The following is an 18,991-nucleotide window of genomic DNA, read 5'->3' as shown; positions in this document are numbered from 1 at the left end:
TTTGCATGTAAAGCCATACATATGCCAACAATATCCAAAAAAGGGCTCTTAATGCCTGAGTCTCCAATCCGTAAATTAGTTCCTTATGCAGAAGATGCTATTAAAAAAGGAAAATATATCTACCATTTAAACATTGGTCAACCAGATATTAAAACTCCCGAAGTCGCTCTAAACGCTGTTAAGAACAATACAATTGAAACTCTTGCATATTCAAGGTCTCAAGGTTCGGACACCTATAGAGAAAAACTTGCAAACTATTATGCTAAACATCAAATTAATGTAACCCTAGACGATATAGTTGTAACCACAGGAGCTAGTGAAGCATTACAGTTTTTATTTAGTAGCGTTATGAATCCTGACGATGAAGTTATCATTCCAGAACCATTTTACGCAAATTATACTGCATTCTCAATTGCTGCTGGCGTAAAAGTTGTACCTGCAGTTTGCAAAATAGATGATAATTTCGCATTACCCACAATTGCTGCTTTCGAAAAATTAATTACTCCGAAAACAAAAGCGATTTTAATATGCAATCCAGGCAATCCAACAGGATATTTATATTCGAAAGAAGAAATTAACCAATTGGCAAGTATAGCTATTAAGCATGATTTATACTTAATTGCCGATGAAGTTTACCGAGAATTTGTTTATGATGGCCATACACATTATTCTGTTTTACAAGAAAAAGGTGTAGATGAGCATGCCATAATAATAGATTCAGTTTCTAAACGCTACAGTATGTGCGGTGCTCGTGTAGGCTGTTTAGTCTCGAAAAACAAAGCAGTTATGCAAACGGTTTTAAAATTTGCTCAAGCAAGATTAAGCCCACCAACTTATGCGCAAATTGCAAGTGAGGCTGCTTTGGAAACGCCACAAAGTTATTTTGATGACGTTATTGAAGAATATGTTGAAAGAAGAAATACTTTAATTAATGAATTACAAAAAATAGAAGGCTTAAAAGTAGCGAAACCTAATGGTGCTTTTTACTGTATAGTTGAATTACCAATAAAAGATTCCGATCATTTTGCTAAATGGCTTTTAGAGTCTTTTGATTTAGACGGTGAAACGGTTATGGTTGCTCCTGCGGCCGGATTTTACTCAACTCCAGGTGTTGGTCTAAACCAAATTCGTATTGCTTACGTACTTAAGAAAGAAAGCTTAATAAAAGCTGTCAATATTTTAAAACAAGCTTTAAAAGTTTATAAAGACTAGTGCAAGTGCAAATACTTAACAACATATCCTTAAAACCATATAACACATTTGGCATTGATGCCGTTGCAAAACATTTTACATCGGTATCATCTATTAATGATTTAAAACAAGTTTTAGAATTAGATAGATTTCCAAACAAACTTATTCTTGGTGACGGAAGCAACATGTTACTCACCAAAGATTATGAAGGTTTAGCGCTTCATATTAATTTAAAAGGAATTGAAATAATTTCTGAAGATGAAAACAGCGCAATTGTAAAAGCTCAAGCTGGCGAGAACTGGCATGAGTTTGTACTATGGTGTTTAGAGCATGATTTTGGAGGTCTTGAAAACTTATCGTTAATTCCTGGAAATGTTGGCACTACACCTATTCAAAACATAGGTGCTTACGGTGTTGAAATAAAAGACACTTTTGAATCTTGCGAAGCCATCAATTTAAAAAGTCTTGAATTTGAAAATTTCACAAAAGAAGAATGTAATTTCGGGTATCGTAACTCCACATTTAAACAAAAAAATAAGGATAAATATATTGTTACAAGCGTTTGCTTTAAACTATCAAAAAAGAACCATAAACTTAACATAAATTACGGCACTATTGCTAACGAACTTCAAAAAAATGGTATTAAAAACCCCACTATTCAAGATATTTCAAAAGCTGTAATTGCTATTCGCGAAAGCAAACTACCAAATCCAAAAGATATTGGAAACAGTGGTAGCTTTTTTAAAAACCCAATTATTCAAAAATCGGAGTTTGATAAATTAATTGAAAACTTCCCGGATATGCCTAGTTATACCATTTCGGATAATGAAGTAAAAGTTCCGGCAGGTTGGTTAATTGAAAAATCTGGTTTCAAAGGAAAACAATTTGGCAATTATGGCGTTCATAAAAAGCAAGCTTTGGTTTTAGTAAATTACGGAGATGCAAAAGGCTCGGATATTTTTAAACTCTCAAAACTCATTCAAAAAACGGTGAAACGACTTTTTAATATTTCAATTGAAGCCGAAGTAAATATCTTATAATAAAAAGACAATCTTAACTTTGGTATATTTGCATATCATAAAACCAACTTTACATTGATTTCAGCTATAGAAAAAGACATAGTTTATTTATTAGAACGTGGTGATAAAAAAGCTATTACGCTATTGTATGAGAACTATGCGGATTCTCTATATGGTGTAATTCAGAAAATTATTAGCGACGAGGATACCGCCCAAGATGTTCTACAAGAAACTTTTGTAAAAATTTGGCGCTATGCTAAAAAGTACGATTCGAGTAAAGCCAAGCTATTCACATGGCTTTATCGTATAGCATACAACACAGCAATAGATAAAGTAAGGTCTCTAAAAAATAAAACGAACAAAGAAGTCCAGATAGAAACTTCAACCGTATATAAAATAACTACCAACCAACTAAACGATGATGTTTTAGATATTCAAAAACATCTAAGTACTTTAGAAGAAAAATATCAAATTGTAATAAACGCCCTCTTTTTTGAAGGCATGACCCAACAAGAAGCTAGTGATGAACTAGACATTCCGCTAGGGACTATAAAATCGAGATTAAAAATTGGATTACGTGAATTAAAAAAAATTTACAATCCTTAAATTATTAACGTCATGAATGAAAAAATAACTGCTTTTTTAAATTCTGGCCTATTAGAAAAATATCTAATTGGTGACACAACTTCTGTGGAAACAGAACAAGTCGAGTCTTTTATTTCAAAATACCCAGATGTACAGAATGCCTACAACAGTTTGCAACATAACCTAGAAATTGTTACAAAAACAAATGCTGTAGAAGCGCCTAAATTTATTTTAGATAATATTTTAGCCGAACTAGACGAGAAACCTGTTGTAAATCTAAATGCAAAAAAGAAATACAAATCATGGTACAAATACACTATTGCGGCTAGTTTTGTTGCGTTTATTTTTGCGGGAACATCTTTTTCCTTCTACAATCAAAACATAAAACTTTCTAAGGAAAATCAAGTTGTTGTAGATGAAATCTTTGACTTAAGAAGCGATATTGAGCAAAACAACATCATGCTCGATAATGTTATGAGACAACTTTTAAAACTTAATAATCCTGAAACTGAAAAGTATATTATATCGGGTAATGCACGTGCAAAAGATTTAAAAACGGTGGCTTATATAAATCCTAAAGAAAAAACTTCTATGATTGATGTAGTATCCCTACCTAAATTACCAGAAGAACAATGCTACCAAATATGGGCAGATTTACAAGGACAAATGGTAAGCTTAGGTATTTTAAACGAAACCGACCGTAAACTAATGAATTTACCTTATGCTGAAAACGCATTAGCTTTAAATATAACTATTGAACCAAAGGGTGGAAACACCGTTGCTTCTGTTGAAAACTCTGTTGCAGAAATTACTTTACATTAAAAGTACTTTTGAGCAGCACGTAAACTAAACTAAATTTAAAAGCCTCATTTATAAATAAATGAGGCTTTCTTCTTGCTATTAATAAACGTCTTATACAATTCTACACGAATTGCTAATAGGGTTTATTCTTTTCTATTCTTTATCGAATAATGCTTTATGTATAAATCCAGCAACAATAGCACCAGCAATTGGAGCTACCCAAAACAACCAAAGTTGTCCAGTAAACTCGCCACCAGCAAATAAGGCTTGACTAGTAGAACGAGCAGGATTAACAGATGTATTAGTAATTGGAATACTTATTAAGTGAATTACGGTTAAGCCTAAACCAATAGCTATTGGTGCAAAACCTTTGGGTGCTCTAGAATTTGTACTTCCTAAAATAATTAGGAGGAAAAACATAGTTAATAAAAATTCTGCTATTAAAGCAGCCGTCATAGAATAACCGCCAGGAGACAAATTACCATAACCATTTGCAGCAAAACCGCCTACAGTTTCAAAATCTGCTTTATTACTAACAATTAAATATAATGCTCCAGCCGCAGCAACCGCACCAATTAATTGAGAAGCAACATAGCCTATCAAATCTTTAGCATCAAACTTTCCTCCAGCCCATAAACCAATAGAAACAGCAGGATTAAAATGTCCGCCAGAAATATGTCCAACAGCAAAAGCCATAGTTAAAACCGTAAGACCAAATGCGAAAGCTACACCGAAAAAACCAATTCCTAGTTCTGGGTAACCCGCAGCAAAAATAGCACTACCACAGCCTCCAAAAACAAGCCAAAACGTTCCAAAAAACTCTGCAAATAATTTCTTCATAATTAATAATTTTAATTGGTTAAATAACACCTAATGTGCTGTCTATTTTAACTTTAGACACTAAAACATCTAATAGGTCACAATTCCTTAATTATCAGTTCTTTTATTACATGTTAAAATCATATCTTTGCAGCCAATTATATTGTTAGGTTGAAAAGCGACATGTTTTTGTTATTTTATAAAACTTTTTTCGACTCATTTAAGAACCAAAATCACATTTTATTATGAAACTTTTACTAATAACTATTGTCTTGTTAGGAGTTGGTGTTGCTGGAATTGCCATTAAAATATGGGCAAAAAAAGACGGTAAATTTGCAGGTACTTGCGCAAGCCAAAACCCAATGCTTAATAAAGATGGAGAAGCCTGTGGGTTTTGTGGAAAAACACCAGACCAATATGCCGATTGTAACGAACCTCAACATTCTTAAATTTTAATGATTATACTTGATGTGCTACTCTACGCATTTATTGTCGTAGTCTTTATTCAAGTGGTTTATTATCTTTTTATTTTTGGAAACTTTGCTTTTCTAAAACAAAAAAAACCATCTTCCAAAAACTTTGCTGTTTCTGTAATTATTTGCGCTAAAAACGAAGCTGAAAATTTAAAAACGTTCATTCCTTCTATAATAAATCAAGATTATCCCGAGTTTGAAATTGTTTTAATCAATGATGGATCGTATGATGAAACTCTAGATGTTCTTGAAAATTTTGCAAAAAAACATAACAATATAAAAATTGTTGATGTAAAAAGTATTGAAGCCTTTTGGGGTAATAAAAAATACGCTTTAACGCTAGGTATAAAAGCATCAAAACACGATTATCTTTTATTTACAGATGCCGATTGCGAGCCCGTTTCTAAGCATTGGATTAAGGAAATGAGCGCATATTTCAGTAATGAAAAATCAATTATCCTAGGTTACGGTGGCTATTCAAAAATTAAATATTCGTTTTTAAATAAACTTATTCGTTTTGAAACGGTTATGACAGCCGTTCAATATTTTTCATTTGCAAAATTAGGAATGCCTTATATGGGTGTTGGCCGAAATTTAGCTTATACGAAAAACGAGTTCTTTAAAGCCAATGGTTTTATAAAACATATAAAGGTACGCTCTGGCGACGACGATTTGTTTATAAACCAAGTGGCAAACTCTAAAAACACTGCCATTAATTTTTCAAATAACAGTTTTACCACCTCGATACCAAAATCTAATTTTAAGGCTTGGTATAAACAAAAAAGACGTCACGTTTCAACAGCGCACTTATACAAATCGAAACATAAATTTTTACTAGGATTGTTTTATTTGTCAAACGTGTTATTTTGGGTATTGACAATAACACTATTAACAATCGCATATAGCTGGCCTATTGTTTTAAGCTTATTTTTAGTTCGATTAAGTATTCAATATCTAATTATTGGTTTTTCGTCGAAAAAATTAAAGGAAATAGATATTTTACTATTACTTCCTATCTTAGAAATTTCTCTTATCATTTCACAATTTGCCATTTTTATTAATAACTTAATCTCAAAACCTGATTTTTGGAAATAAACGAAGCCATAAAACGAGCAAAGTCTAACGACCAGAAAGCCTTTAATTTTTTATTAAATTTATATTGGGATGATGTTTATGGTTTTCAGTTAAAACGTATTCAAAATGAAAATGATGCTGAAGATGTTACTATTCAAACTTTCTCGAGAGCTTTTGATAAAATTGAAACTTTCGATGAAAAGTACACCTTTAAAACGTGGTTAATTGCAATTTCTAAAAACCTTCATATCGATTTACTTCGGAAAGAAAAAAACTCAATCACCCAAGTTATTTCTAACTCGGATAAAAAAGCTTTTCAAGTTTTAGACGAGTCTCCTTCTCCAGAAGACATCCTTATTACCGAGCAACATCTAGCCAAGTTACTTCGTGATATTAAAAAGCTAAAACCCCATTATCAAGAAATTATAAATCTGCGCTATTTTCAAGAGTTAAGCTACAAAGAAATATCGAAACAACTAAACGAACCCATGAATAATATAAAAGTTAAACTTTTACGAGCAAAAAAACTACTTGCCGAGATTATTCAAGATAAGTAAACAGGACTGCTTTTTATAGAATACTTCGTATATTTGCTTTCTACATTTTATAGATATGAATAGCGAAACGATTTCAAATATACTACCAGAACGTCAAGCCAAACCAAAATGGCTTCGCGTTAAACTACCTACCGGAAAAAAATACACAGAATTACGTGGTTTAGTTGATAAATACAGCTTAAACACCATTTGCACCTCTGGAAGTTGCCCTAACATGGGCGAATGCTGGGGAGAAGGAACTGCAACCTTTATGATTTTAGGTAATGTTTGCACGCGCTCTTGCGGGTTTTGTGGCGTTAAAACCGGCCGACCAGAAACTGTAGATTGGGATGAACCTGAAAAAGTAGCACGCTCTATAAATTTAATGAAAATTAAACATGCGGTTTTAACTAGTGTAGACCGCGATGATTTAAAAGATATGGGAAGCATAATGTGGAGTGAAACCGTAAAGGCAGTCCGTAGAATGAATCCTGAAACGACTCTAGAAACTTTAATTCCAGATTTTCAAGGTATAGAACAACATCTTGATAGAATTATTGATGTTGCTCCAGAAGTAGTATCGCATAACATAGAAACGGTTAGACGATTAAGTAGAGAAGTACGTATACAAGCCAAATACGACAGAAGTATGGACGTTTTAAAATATTTAAAACAACAAGGCCAGCGTAGAACAAAATCTGGTATTATGCTTGGTTTAGGAGAGCAACGTGAAGAAGTTATTGAAACTTTACACGATTTAAAAGCTCATGACGTAGACGTTGTTACTATTGGCCAATACTTACAACCGAGTAAAAAACACTTACCAGTAAAACAGTTTATAAATCCAGATCAATTTAAAGAATACGAAGAAATTGGATTGGAGTTAGGCTTCCGTCATGTTGAAAGTAGCGCACTTGTAAGATCTTCTTACAAAGCTCAAAAACACATTAACTAAACATGATTCACATTGCAATAAATGGCTTTGGCAGGATAGGACGTCGTGTTTTTAGATTGCTTCAAAGTCATGACAATATAAAAGTTGTTGCCATAAATGATTTAGCCGATACTAAAACACTAAGTCATTTACTAAAATACGATAGTGTTCATGGGCGTTTTAATGGCACAGTTTCTTCAGATGAAAATCATATTATAGTAAATAACGAAAAGGTAGCGCTCTTAAACGAAAACCATCCGAAAAACATTAATTGGGAACCTTTTAATGTTGATTTCGTTATTGAATCTACCGGAAAGTTTAAAACAATTCCAGAATTAGAACTTCATATTAAAAACGGAGCAAAGCAAGTTATTTTAAGTGTTCCACCTATTGAAGATGATATAAAAACCATTGTACTCGGTGTTAATGGAGATAGTATTGATGGCACCGAAACTATAATATCAAATGCATCGTGTACAACAAATAATGCCGCACCAATGATTGATATTATCAATAAACTCTGCGGTATTGATCAGGCATATATTACAACAGTTCACTCCTACACCACCGACCAAAGTTTGCATGACCAACCACATCGTGATTTAAGGAGATCACGTGCTGCTAGCCAATCTATTGTTCCTACAACTACTGGAGCAGCAAAAGCATTAACTAAAATATTTCCAGAACTAGCCAACGTTATTGGTGGTTGCGGTATTCGGGTTCCAGTTATTAATGGATCGCTAACCGATATTACTTTAAATGTAAAACGAACAGTTACTATTGAAGAAATTAATTCTGCCTTTAAGGAAGCCGCTAACACAAATTATAAAGGGGTTTTAGAATATACAGAAGATCCTATTGTATCTATTGATATTGTAGGTAATACACACTCTTGTATTTTTGATTCGCAAATGACTTCCGTTATTGGCAATATGGTAAAAATAATTGGTTGGTATGATAATGAAACGGGCTACTCTTCAAGAATAATTGACTTAATATGTAATTTATCAGCAAAAAAGTGTACTTTGTCGGAGTAAAAAATTATATTTGTTAGTAACCGTATATTTATGTTCAAAATAAAACCCTCATTAATCGCTCTATTAGTGCTGTTTAGTGTTTTAGGCTGGTCTCAACAAACTATAGAGAACGACCCTGAACTTATTCAAAATAATATAGATCACTATATAAAACAAGCACAGTTAGCATTAGAGGCCGATGATAACTATGAAGCTCTGAGAAACCTAGACGATGCCTTAGCTTTAGCCCAAAAGACGGAAAAACAAGAAAGCAAAGGGCTTATTTATTCTTTTAAAGGTCGTTTACAACTTATTATAGACCAACCTGATAAAGCGATAGCTTCGCTTAACAAATCTATAGAAATACAGCGCTTAACAAAAGACGACGCGAACTTGGCACGCTCTTTTAAAACTTTAGGTGAAGTTTTTATTAGTAAGAAAGATTACTACCAAGCACTTGATTATTTTATTTCAGCAAAAACTTTATTTCAACAAGTAGAATTAGAAAATAAACTAGCAGAAACCTTACTTTTAGAGGGTAAAACTTATATGCTTTTAAATAATTATAAAAAAGCACGAACAACCCTTGAGCAAGCATTAGCCTTATCCAGAAAAAACAACTTTTTAAGCACAGAAAGTGAAAGCTTAATAAATCAAGGTATAGTTTATAGTGAGTTAAGAGATTATAAACATGGCTTACAAGCTACCGCAGAAGGGCTAAAAATAGCAAAAGCTAATAACTTTGTAAACCTTAAAAACTTAGCATACAAAGTACTTAGTGATATTTCTTATTCCTTAAATGATTTTAAAAAATCTCGAGATTATTTAATAGCACACACAGAACTTTCGGATTCCATTCGTGGTTTAAAAATTGATTTAGAAAAAAACCAATTCAATCTACCTTTACTCAATAATATGAGTGCAGAGCTAGAACAGGTTAATAAAAAACTAGAAAAAAAAGAAGCTGAAAGTACTATAAACACGTTAATTTCAGTTTTAAGTGTTGCTTTAATTACTATTCTTTCACTTCTAACCTTATCACTGTATAAAAACAATAATATTCGTTTAAAAACGAATAACATGCTACACAAAAAAAACGGAGAACTTATTCTTGCTAAAGAAAAAGCCGAGTTAGCATCCAAAACTAAAGCAAACTTCTTATCTACTGTAACGCACGAGCTTAGAACTCCACTATACGCCGTAACTGGTTTAAGTAACATGTTATTAGAAGAAAACCCAAAACCAGAACAAATACAGCATTTAAAATCGCTTAAATTCTCAGGAGATTACTTATTAACCTTTATAAACGACATCCTTCAAATTAATAAAATTGAAGCTAACAAAGTCGATTTAGAACCAGAACCATTCAACTTAAATAAAAAAATAAACAATATTGTTTTAGCATTAACAAACTCTGCCGAAGACAATAATGTTAATCTTCATTTTGAATACGATAAAGATTTACCAGAAAACTTTATTGCCGATCAATTAAAAATATCACAAATCCTTATTAACCTTGTAGGTAACTCTATAAAATTCACCAAAGATGGAGATATTTGGATTCGTGTTTATAAAATAGACCAGATCGATAAAATTTATACCCTACGCTTTGAAGTAGAAGATAATGGTATTGGAATTACTCAAGAAAAACAAGACCATATGTTCGAGAGTTTCTCACAAGGCTCTATTCAAATTAATAGAAAATATGGAGGAACAGGTTTAGGCTTATCTATTGTTAAAGGTTTAATTGAAATTTTAAAAGGACAAATCTATTTAAAAAGTGAAATAGGAAAAGGCACAACCTTTTATTTTGAAATCCCTATTGAATTTAGCGCTATAAAAGAAGCCCAGGAAGTAAAAGCCGACTATTTTGAAGGCAACAAGGAGGAACTCGATTTAAAAAATGTGAGAATATTGGTTGTTGAGGATAACAAAATTAACCAAATGATTACCAAAAAAATCCTTACTAAAATGGAGCTTCAATGTGAAATTACCGATAACGGCGAAGATGCTGTAGAAAAGATAAAAGCGAATGATTATAACATTATTTTAATGGATATTCACATGCCAGGTATTAGCGGTATTGAGGCTACCAAAAGAATAAGAATGTTTGATAAAGACTTAACTATTTTTGCACTTACAGCGGTTACTATTGAAGATAAAATGCATGAATTTGACGAAGCTGGCTTTACAGATATTATACCAAAACCTTTTAAGCAAGATGAGTTTGAGAAAAAACTCTACAATGCTTTAGCTTCTAAAAAGAACATTTCAACAACTTCTTAAACGTCTAAATATTTTTTTATTACACAACTAAATTCCTTTTCATTATCAATAGAAATTGTAATAGGTAAATAAAACAATTTGTTTTTTAAAACCTCATAATCTTTAAGACGCATAAAATCTTTTTCTGTAGTAACTATTAATTCTTTTTTACTTAATTCTGCAATATCATCAGATGTGAAATTATGATGATCACTAAAGTTTAAATGCTCAAACTTTAAGTTTTTAAGTTCAAGAAAATCAATTAAAGGTTTAGGATTTGCAATTCCTGTAACTAACGTAAACACCTCTAATTCTTTAATCTCTAGAGTTTTTTCCGAAGAAATTAATCTATTAGAATATGCAATAGAGCTAAAAAATACCTGCTGGTTTTCATTAGAATTAATAAGCTTTAAGAACTTAGCCTTATCACTATCCAATAGATTATCGGGACATTTAGTTACCACAACAATGTTTGCACGTTTGGCTCCAGATCTTGGCTCACGCAAATTCCCCGTTGGCAAAACTACATCATGAAAATACGGATTAGCGTAGGTTGTCAATAAAATATTAAATCCAGCTTTCACCTTCCTATGCTGGTAAGCATCATCCAACAAAATAACTTCAGGAGCATGTGCTAAACTTCTCAATTGATCGATACCATTTTGTCTATCGGCATCGACAGCAACTAAAACATCATCTTTAAATTTATTATAAAACTGAAAAGGCTCGTCTCCTATTGTTTCCACGGAAGCGTTTATATCACCCAATTGGAAACCTTCCGTTTTACGTTTATAACCACGACTTAGTGTAGCAACTTTATAATTCTTTTTCAATAACCCAATTAAATATTCAATCATTGGTGTTTTTCCAGTGCCACCTGTACTTAAATTACCCACACAAATAACAGGAAAAGCGTACGATTTAGATTTTTTAATACCTAAATCGAATAATTTATTACGCAACCAAGTCGCTAAATAATAAAAAGGCATTATAGGAAACAATATGTATCTCAAAATTTTCATTACCACGAAAGTAATTATTTTATCTTTGATGTAAAATTTATTTCATTATGATCATTCAAGACGTCATAAATCACTTAGAGCAATTGGCTCCGTTAGCTTATGCCGAAGATTTTGACAACGTAGGCCTTTTGGTTGGCGATAAAAACTCAAAATTAACAGGTGTTTTAGTAACTTTAGACACCTTAGAAACTGTGGTAGACGAAGCTATCGCAGAAAAATGCAACCTCATTATAAGCTTCCATCCCATTATTTTTAAAGGATTAAAAAAAATAACAGGGAAAAACTATGTGGAACGTGTGGTTTTAAAAGCCATTAAAAACGACATTGCTATTTACAGCATGCATACCGCTTTAGATAATGCCCAACAAGGTGTAAACTATATGATATGCGAGCAGTTACAACTTAAAAACCAACGCATTTTAATACCGCAAAGCGAAACTATAAAAAAATTAAGCACTTACGCTCCCAAAAACGAAGCTGAAGAACTACGCAGTGCCTTATTTAAAGCAGGAGCTGGCAGTATTGGTAATTACAACAACTGTAGTTTTAATGCAGAAGGCTTCGGTACCTTTAATGGTAACGAAAACTCAAATCCCACTATTGGAGAAAAAGGAAAAACTCATATTGAGGAAGAAACAAAAATCACAGTAACTTTTGCCAAACATTTGGAATCTAAAATAATTGAGACTCTTTTTAAAACTCACACATACGAAGAAGTAGCCTACGAAATAACCACTTTGGAAAACAAAAATCAGAATATTGGCATGGGCATGATTGGCGAATTCACTGAAGCCATGGACGAAACTATTTTTTTAAATCATCTTAAATCAAAAATGAATACCGGATTTATTCGTCATTCCGCATTTTTAAACAAAAAAATTAAAAAAGTAGCCGTTTTAGGTGGTTCTGGAAGCTTTGCTATTAACAACGCTAAAGCTGCTGGTGCTGATGCCTTTGTAACCGCTGATTTAAAATATCACGACTTTTTTATGGCCGAAAACAGTATTCTTTTGTCCGATATAGGTCATTATGAAAGTGAGCAATTCACAAAAAACCTTTTAGTAGCGTATCTTACAAAAAAAATCACTAATTTTGCCATCATTTTATCAAAGACAAATACCAATCCTGTTAAGTATTTTTAAAGTATGGCTAAAAAGAAAGAAGTAACTGTTGAAGACCGCTTAAGAGCTTTATACGATTTACAACTCATAGATTCTCGTATAGACGAAATAAGAAATGTTCGTGGAGAACTTCCTTTAGAAGTTCGTGATTTAGAAGATGAAGTTGCCGGATTAAATATAAGATTAGAAAAGCTTGTTTCAAGCTTAGAAGCTATAGACAACGACATCACTGGAAAGAAAAATTTAATGGAAGAAGCAAAATCTTTGATTAAAAAGTACAGCGAACAACAAAAAAACGTTAGAAATAACCGTGAATTTAACTCTTTAACAAAAGAAGTTGAATTTCAAGAATTAGAAATTGAATTGGCAGAAAAGCACATTAAAGAATTTAAAGTGCAAATCGAGCAAAAAAAACAAGTCATTTCTGAAACTAAAGATCGTTTAAAAGAGCGTCAAAATCACTTGAAGCACAAGAAAAATGAGCTAGATGCCATTTTAAGCGAAACAGAAAAAGAAGAGCAAGCTTTGTTCCAAAAATCTGAAGATTACAAAACGCAAATCGAATCTCGTTTGGTTGCTGCTTATAACCGTATTCGCCAAAATGTGAAAAATGGTTTAGCTGTTGTGCCAATTGAAAGAGGTGCATCTGGAGGATCGTTTTTTACAATTCCACCACAAGTACAAGTAGAAATTGCTGCCCGTAAAAAGGTGATTACTGATGAGCACAGTGGACGTATCTTAGTAGATGCTGCACTTGCCGAAGAACAAAAAGCAAAAATGGAAAAAATGTTTTCTAAACTTTAATTCATTTCCAATACATAAAAAAAGTCTTTAGTTAATCTAGAGGCTTTTTTTTATGCCTATATTTTTGGCGATCCCTTTGGGTCGGGCTTTCCACTAAAGTTTTGGCTCGATGCGCGCCTCACCAAAAGCTACCGTTGCAATCCCTATCGCGGGCCACTTTGCCAAAAACAGTATAACACGCTATCTAAATCTATATTTAAAATTAATCTGGTAGACTAATTTTATACAACTCCCTTTAAGTTTTCATAACTTTATACGTCTAAAGCCCAAGAACAAAATATATTTTATGAAACATATTATTCCAATATTAGCAATTACATTATTTTTTAGTTGCCAAAATACAGCACAAAACAAACAACAGCAGCTAGACGTTCAAACCGCAGACCCTATAGAGGTGTCTATTAAAAACGGAAAAGCACACGCCTACTTTGCAAGTGGATGTTTTTGGTGTGTAGAAGCCATTTACGAAAGCGTAAAAGGTGTAGACGAGTCTATTTCTGGCTATTCTGGAGGTTACACTACAAAACCCACATACGCAGCAAGTAATACCGGCAAAACAGGTCATGCTGAAGCCGTAGAAATTATTTACGACCCAGAAGTTGTTAGTTTTGAAACTTTAGTTGATGTTTATTTTGCATCACAGAATGTAACTCAGGTTAATGGCCAAGGAAACGATCGCGGTTCTCAATACCGATCTATTATTTTCTACCAAAACGATAAACAGAAACAAGTTATTTTAAATAAGAAAGCAGCTCTTGCCGAAAAGCTGAATGTAAAAATTGCAGCCGAAGTTTATCCATTCCAAAAATTTTGGATAGCCGAAGATTATCATCAAAATTACGAACGTTTGCATCCAGATCATCCTTACATTAAAAATGTATCAGTACCAAGATTAAACAGATTTAAAGCTAAATTTCCGAAGGAATTATTGAAATCATCACATTAAATTATTTTCAGTAAAAACCCAAAACTATAAAATGAGAATACATAAGTATATTTTAGTATTAGCATGCAGCATTACGTTTCTTGCTTGTAACGATAAAAAAAAAGAAATTGTAACGTCTTCTCTTCAAGAAGAGACAGCACCTCAAGTAAAACCAGCTTCAAAAGCAGAAGTTATTTTAAACCAAGCTATAGAAGCCCATGGTGGCGATCTATACAATTCTGCCAATTATAGCTTTGCTTTTAGAGACAATACCTATCATTTTAAAAATGATAACCAAAATTACGAGTACACCAAAATTTCAAAAAAGGACAACAACATAACTATCGATGTTCTTAAAAATGGTAAACTTTATAGAACCGTTAATGGAGATACCGTAAGCCTAAACGAAAAACAAATTAAAGGAGCAACTGGTGGTATAAATTCTGTTATTTACTTTGCCACATTACCACATAAACTAAATGATGCCTCTGTAAATAAAACTTATATTGGTGACATAACTATTAAAGGAAAAAACTATGCTGTTTTAGGTATAACATTTAATCAAGAAGGTGGTGGAGAAGATTTTGACGATCAATACCGCTACTGGATAAATACCGAAACAAAAAAAATAGATTACTTAGCTTATAACTATTCCGTTAATAATGGAGGTGTTCGTTTTAGAGCAGCTTACAACAAACGGGTTTTAGACGGTATTACTTTTCAAGACTACACAAATTACGAAGCCGAAGTAGGTACGCCATTAGACCAGCTTCCAGAACTTTTTGAAGCTGGAAAACTAAAGGAATTATCTAAAATTAAAACAGAGGATATTATTAATTTATCAACTAAATAATATTTTAAAACCGAAAAACAGACAGACTTGTCTATTTTTTGGTTTTTTTATCTATATTTGCACTATGAAACATTCTGAAGTAAAAAATAGAATCATTGAAACGGCTTCGTTCTTATTTTATAAGAACGGCTATAATTCCACGGGAATCAATGAAATTATTTCAGAAGCAGGTATTGCAAAAGCAACGCTTTACAATCATTTTAAATCTAAAGAAGAGATTTGCTTAGCTTATCTTAAATTTAAAAACACAAGTTTTATACAAGATGTAGAAGATTTTACAACATCGAAACCAAAAGGTAAAGCTCAAGTTTTAGCTATTTTCGATTTTCTCGAACTCTTTTTCAAAGATAAAGATTTCAACGGTTGTTGGTGTATTAAAACCGTTTCTGAAATTCCGAAAGACAACGAAATTATAAGAACAGAAATTCAATCGCAAAAACATAGTTTTATTGATTTAATATCAAAACTTATTACAAACAATTTAGAAAATGTAAAAGAAGCGCAAGTTAAATCTCTTGCCAGACAAATATACTTACTCTACGAAGGTGCTGTTGGCGAAAGTCATTTACACCAAGAAGATTGGCCAATAAAAGAAACAAAACAACTGTGTTCGCAGATCATATCTTAAAAAAATTTAAACAAACAAAGACAGACTTGTCTGTTCAATTTTAAACTTTAAAAAATAAATAACATGAAAGAATTCGAAAACAAAGTAGCCTTAGTAATTGGTGGAACAAGTGGTATTGGTAACGCAACAACAAATAGCTTATTAGAAGGCGGTGCAACTGTGCATATTGTAGGTAGAAATATTGACAAAGTAGCAGATGCTCCTAACTTAATTAAACATGCCGTAAATATTTCTAAAACAGAAGAAGTGGATGCATTAGTATCTAAAATTTCAGAATTAGAAAATTTAGATTTTCTAGTAAATGCTTCTGGTATTTTTGGCCCAAAACCATTTTTAGACCATACTATGGAAGATTACAACTCTTATTTAGATTTAAATAGAGGGTTCTTTTTCATTACACAAAGTGCTGCTAAAAAAATGAAAGCAACTCAAGGTGGGTCTATTGTTAACGTAGGTTCAATGTGGGCAAAACAAGCAGTAAAAGCAACACCATCTACAGCATATTCTATGCAAAAAGCAGGTTTACACTCTTTAACGCAACATTTAGCAATGGAATTAGCAGAAGATAACATTCGTGTTAATGCCGTATCTCCAGCTTTAGTAAACACACCTGTTTATCATGGCGTTTTTGGAGATAAAGAAGCTGCTGCAGAAGCATTGGTTGGCTTTAATGGTTTTCACCCTATTGGACGTTTTGGAGAATCTCAAGATGTAGCAAATAGTATTGTATTCTTACTTTCAGACAAAGCATCATGGGTTACAGGCGCCATTTGGGATACCGATGGTGGTGTTATGGCTGGTAGAAACTAAAAACATATCATGATAAAGCCATGGTTCACAAAACACAAAGTGCTATGGCTTTTTATTTCATTTTAATTTAAATCCATTTGATTAATAACATTAAAATGGAATAAACTTTTACATAATACATTATGAAAAATATAATTTACGCACTATCCATCCTACTCCTTTTTGCGTCTTGTAAAGACAACACCTCAACACAAACCAAAACAGTAGAAACAAAAATAGAAACCTCTATTCAGGATGAAAATGTAGCTTACGAATCCATCGAAGTCAATGGAATAAATATAGCTTACCGAGAAGCTGGTAATCCAGAAAACCCAAGTATCGTTTTACTCCACGGTTTTCCTGCATCATCACATCAATACAGAAAAGTATTAAATCAGTTATCAAACGAATATCACCTCATCGCTCCAGATTATCCTGGTTTTGGCAATAGTGATTTTCCAGATTCAAAAACATTTGAATACACTTTTGATAACCTAGCTATAACCATAAATGCATTTCTTGAAAAAAAGAACGTTAATACCTATGCCATAATGATTCAAGATTATGGCGCTCCAGTTGGTTTTAGACTTGCTACAGCAAACCCTGAAAGAATTACAGCCATAATTAATCAAAACGGAAACGCTTACGAAGCAGGTTTAGGTGATGCTTGGAAAGGCATAAGAGCACTTTGGAAAGACAGAAACGAAACTACCGAAACAGCGTTATTACCAGCGTTTTCTTTAGAAGGTTTAAAATGGCAATACACACATGGCGTTAGAAATATAGAGACCGTAAACCCAGATAACTGGAATTTAGATTACTTAAGACTTTCTAGACCAGGCGCTCATGCTGTAAATTTAGATTTATTTTACGATTACCAAAACAATGTAAAATTGTATCCAAAATGGCAACAGTATTTAAGAGATAACCAACCGCCTTTATTAATTGTTTGGGGTAAAAACGATGCTTTTTTTCCTGAAAGTGGTGCTATAGCCTTTAAAAAAGACGTTACAAATATCGATTATAACATTTATGATACAGGGCATTTTGCTTTGGAAGAAGATGGCGATGCTATTATTAAAAAAATGAGGAGCTTTATGCGCAAGTATACAAAATAAATACGTCTAATCTCTCAATCAGCAATTTTTAACCTGAAAACAAAAACAATGAAACACTTAATAATTATTTCAATTTTAAGTCTAGCATTATTTGGATGTAATAGAATTAAAGAAGATAACAAAAACAACTTCTTTTTACCTCCCGCAACCACATACAACTATGCCGAGATTGATAGTGTAAAATTGTTTTACAGAGCTGCTGGTGATAAAAAGAATCCGGTTATAGTTTTACTTCATGGTTATCCATCGTCTTCACATTCCTATAGAAATTTAATTCCTATGCTATCAACGCACTACTATGTCATTGCGCCAGATAATTTAGGCTCGGGTTATAGCTCTCACCTAGACCCGAAAACAACTAAATATACCTTTGATTTATTAGCCAATTATACTCAGAAGCTTTTAGAAACACTCCATATTGAAAACTATGTGATGTATATGCAAGATTTTGGAGCTCCTGTAGGTTATAGAATGATGATGGAAAACCCTAACCGTATTGATGCTTTAATTGTACAAAATGCAAACGCCTACCTAGATGGTTTAACCGAAAAAAGACAAAACTTTTTTAGAACAGCCCAAACCGACACCTCCAAAACAAAATACGATTTCCTATACAGTCTAACCGGAAAAGATGCCGTGATTAACAAGCAGTATTTATTTGATTTAGATGAAAGAAATATGAATATACAAAGTCCAGATGCATGGACACACGATTTAGCTTTTCTAAATTCTAAAAAAGACAGAGACATACAAGTGCAACTATTTCAGGATTACAACACCAATTTATTGAGCTATCCAAAATGGCAAAACATGTTAAAGGAAAATCAACCTAAAACATTAATTGTATGGGGTAAAAAGGATTTAAAATTTAATGCGAATGGCGCTAAAGCGTATTTAAAGGATTTGCCAAACGCGGAACTTCATCTTTTGGATGCAGGCCATTTTGCTGCTGAAGAAAAAACAAGAGAAATAGCTGAGTTAATCTTGAAATTTTTATACAAACATGACATAAAATAAA

At 32.6% G+C, this 18,991-nt stretch carries 20 protein-coding genes; 18 read left to right on the top strand and 2 right to left on the bottom strand.

The window, feature by feature from the left end; all coding sequences use genetic code 11:
* The first annotated feature begins 21 nt into the window (after window positions 1–21).
* From M4I23_RS18460 to M4I23_RS18445, 4 genes are read left to right on the top strand one after another with little or no spacing between them, the layout of a single operon-like run.
* Entirely contained in the window at window positions 22–1,212 is a 1,191-nt protein-coding gene (locus M4I23_RS18460) for a pyridoxal phosphate-dependent aminotransferase (RefSeq protein ID WP_249755379.1), read from the top strand.
* 5 nt (window positions 1,213–1,217) lie between these two features.
* On the top strand, window positions 1,218–2,231 hold the full coding sequence (gene murB, locus M4I23_RS18455; protein WP_249755378.1) for a UDP-N-acetylmuramate dehydrogenase: 1,014 nt from the start codon (window positions 1,218–1,220) through the stop codon (window positions 2,229–2,231).
* 54 nt (window positions 2,232–2,285) lie between these two features.
* On the top strand, window positions 2,286–2,816 hold the full coding sequence (locus M4I23_RS18450; protein ID WP_158847439.1) for an RNA polymerase sigma factor: 531 nt from the start codon (window positions 2,286–2,288) through the stop codon (window positions 2,814–2,816).
* 12 nt (window positions 2,817–2,828) lie between these two features.
* On the top strand, window positions 2,829–3,617 hold the full coding sequence (locus M4I23_RS18445) for an anti-sigma factor (protein ID WP_249755377.1): 789 nt from the start codon (window positions 2,829–2,831) through the stop codon (window positions 3,615–3,617).
* A 132-nt stretch (window positions 3,618–3,749) separates the two neighbouring features.
* Here M4I23_RS18445 and aqpZ read toward each other — a convergent pair whose 3' ends face one another.
* Window positions 3,750–4,436: an aquaporin Z gene (aqpZ, locus tag M4I23_RS18440; RefSeq protein WP_158847435.1), complete on the bottom strand. Its 687-nt coding sequence runs from the start codon at window positions 4,434–4,436 to the stop codon at window positions 3,750–3,752.
* A 224-nt stretch (window positions 4,437–4,660) separates the two neighbouring features.
* On the opposite strand from aqpZ, the gene M4I23_RS18435 reads away from it, so the two are divergent.
* From M4I23_RS18435 to M4I23_RS18410, 6 genes are read left to right on the top strand one after another with little or no spacing between them, the layout of a single operon-like run.
* A complete protein-coding gene (locus tag M4I23_RS18435) occupies window positions 4,661–4,864 on the top strand; it encodes a membrane or secreted protein (RefSeq protein WP_158847433.1) in 204 nt (67 codons plus the stop codon).
* Between the two features lie 6 nt (window positions 4,865–4,870).
* Window positions 4,871–5,983, top strand: coding sequence for a glycosyltransferase (locus M4I23_RS18430; protein ID WP_249755376.1), 1,113 nt, complete (start codon window positions 4,871–4,873; stop codon window positions 5,981–5,983).
* On the top strand, window positions 5,974–6,519 hold the full coding sequence (locus M4I23_RS18425; protein ID WP_158847431.1) for an RNA polymerase sigma factor: 546 nt from the start codon (window positions 5,974–5,976) through the stop codon (window positions 6,517–6,519). Before M4I23_RS18430 ends, M4I23_RS18425 begins: the two co-directional genes overlap by 10 nt.
* 55 nt (window positions 6,520–6,574) lie before the next feature.
* The gene (gene lipA, locus M4I23_RS18420; RefSeq protein WP_158847429.1) at window positions 6,575–7,453 is read left to right on the top strand and encodes a lipoyl synthase; all 879 of its coding nucleotides are present in this window, start codon (window positions 6,575–6,577) and stop codon (window positions 7,451–7,453) included.
* A gap of 2 nt (window positions 7,454–7,455) precedes the next feature.
* Complete coding sequence (gap, locus tag M4I23_RS18415; protein WP_158847427.1) at window positions 7,456–8,469, top strand: type I glyceraldehyde-3-phosphate dehydrogenase; 1,014 nt, start codon at window positions 7,456–7,458, stop codon at window positions 8,467–8,469.
* 30 nt (window positions 8,470–8,499) lie between these two features.
* Window positions 8,500–10,734, top strand: coding sequence for an ATP-binding protein (locus tag M4I23_RS18410; protein WP_249755375.1), 2,235 nt, complete (start codon window positions 8,500–8,502; stop codon window positions 10,732–10,734).
* Here the strand turns inward: M4I23_RS18410 and lpxK are convergent.
* Entirely contained in the window at window positions 10,731–11,735 is a 1,005-nt protein-coding gene (gene lpxK / locus M4I23_RS18405) for a tetraacyldisaccharide 4'-kinase (protein ID WP_249755374.1), read from the bottom strand. The two genes, M4I23_RS18410 and lpxK, sit on opposite strands and share 4 nt — an antisense overlap.
* A 47-nt stretch (window positions 11,736–11,782) precedes the next feature.
* Between lpxK and M4I23_RS18400 the strand changes: the two genes are divergently transcribed.
* The 8 genes from M4I23_RS18400 to M4I23_RS18365 all read left to right on the top strand — a co-directional run bounded on the left by M4I23_RS18400 (window position 11,783) and on the right by M4I23_RS18365 (window position 18,990).
* Window positions 11,783–12,877: a Nif3-like dinuclear metal center hexameric protein gene (locus M4I23_RS18400; RefSeq protein ID WP_249755373.1), complete on the top strand. Its 1,095-nt coding sequence runs from the start codon at window positions 11,783–11,785 to the stop codon at window positions 12,875–12,877.
* Between the two features lie 3 nt (window positions 12,878–12,880).
* Entirely contained in the window at window positions 12,881–13,660 is a 780-nt protein-coding gene (locus tag M4I23_RS18395) for a zinc ribbon domain-containing protein (RefSeq protein WP_158847419.1), read from the top strand.
* 286 nt (window positions 13,661–13,946) lie between these two features.
* On the top strand, window positions 13,947–14,606 hold the full coding sequence (gene msrA / locus M4I23_RS18390; protein ID WP_249755372.1) for a peptide-methionine (S)-S-oxide reductase MsrA: 660 nt from the start codon (window positions 13,947–13,949) through the stop codon (window positions 14,604–14,606).
* 31 nt (window positions 14,607–14,637) lie between these two features.
* Window positions 14,638–15,438 carry a DUF6503 family protein gene (locus M4I23_RS18385; RefSeq protein WP_249755371.1) on the top strand — a complete coding sequence of 267 codons (801 nt, stop codon included), beginning with the start codon at window positions 14,638–14,640 and terminating at the stop codon, window positions 15,436–15,438.
* A 64-nt stretch (window positions 15,439–15,502) separates the two neighbouring features.
* Complete coding sequence (locus M4I23_RS18380; protein ID WP_249755370.1) at window positions 15,503–16,066, top strand: TetR/AcrR family transcriptional regulator; 564 nt, start codon at window positions 15,503–15,505, stop codon at window positions 16,064–16,066.
* Between the two features lie 63 nt (window positions 16,067–16,129).
* Window positions 16,130–16,876 (top strand): SDR family NAD(P)-dependent oxidoreductase, encoded by a 747-nt coding sequence (locus M4I23_RS18375; protein WP_249755369.1) that lies wholly within the window; start codon window positions 16,130–16,132, stop codon window positions 16,874–16,876.
* 122 nt (window positions 16,877–16,998) lie between these two features.
* A complete protein-coding gene (locus M4I23_RS18370; protein ID WP_249755368.1) occupies window positions 16,999–17,973 on the top strand; it encodes an alpha/beta fold hydrolase in 975 nt (324 codons plus the stop codon).
* A 48-nt stretch (window positions 17,974–18,021) separates the two neighbouring features.
* Window positions 18,022–18,990, top strand: a complete 969-nt coding sequence (locus tag M4I23_RS18365; RefSeq protein ID WP_249755367.1) for an alpha/beta fold hydrolase — start codon at window positions 18,022–18,024, stop codon at window positions 18,988–18,990.
* Window position 18,991: the final 1 nt, after the last annotated feature.

Origin of the sequence: Algibacter sp. L4_22, from assembly GCF_023473045.1 — a bacterium.
Lineage (GTDB): Bacteria > Bacteroidota > Bacteroidia > Flavobacteriales > Flavobacteriaceae > Algibacter.
The sequence above is the reverse complement of the archived record's forward strand: the minus strand, read 5'-3'. Positions and strand labels throughout refer to the sequence as shown.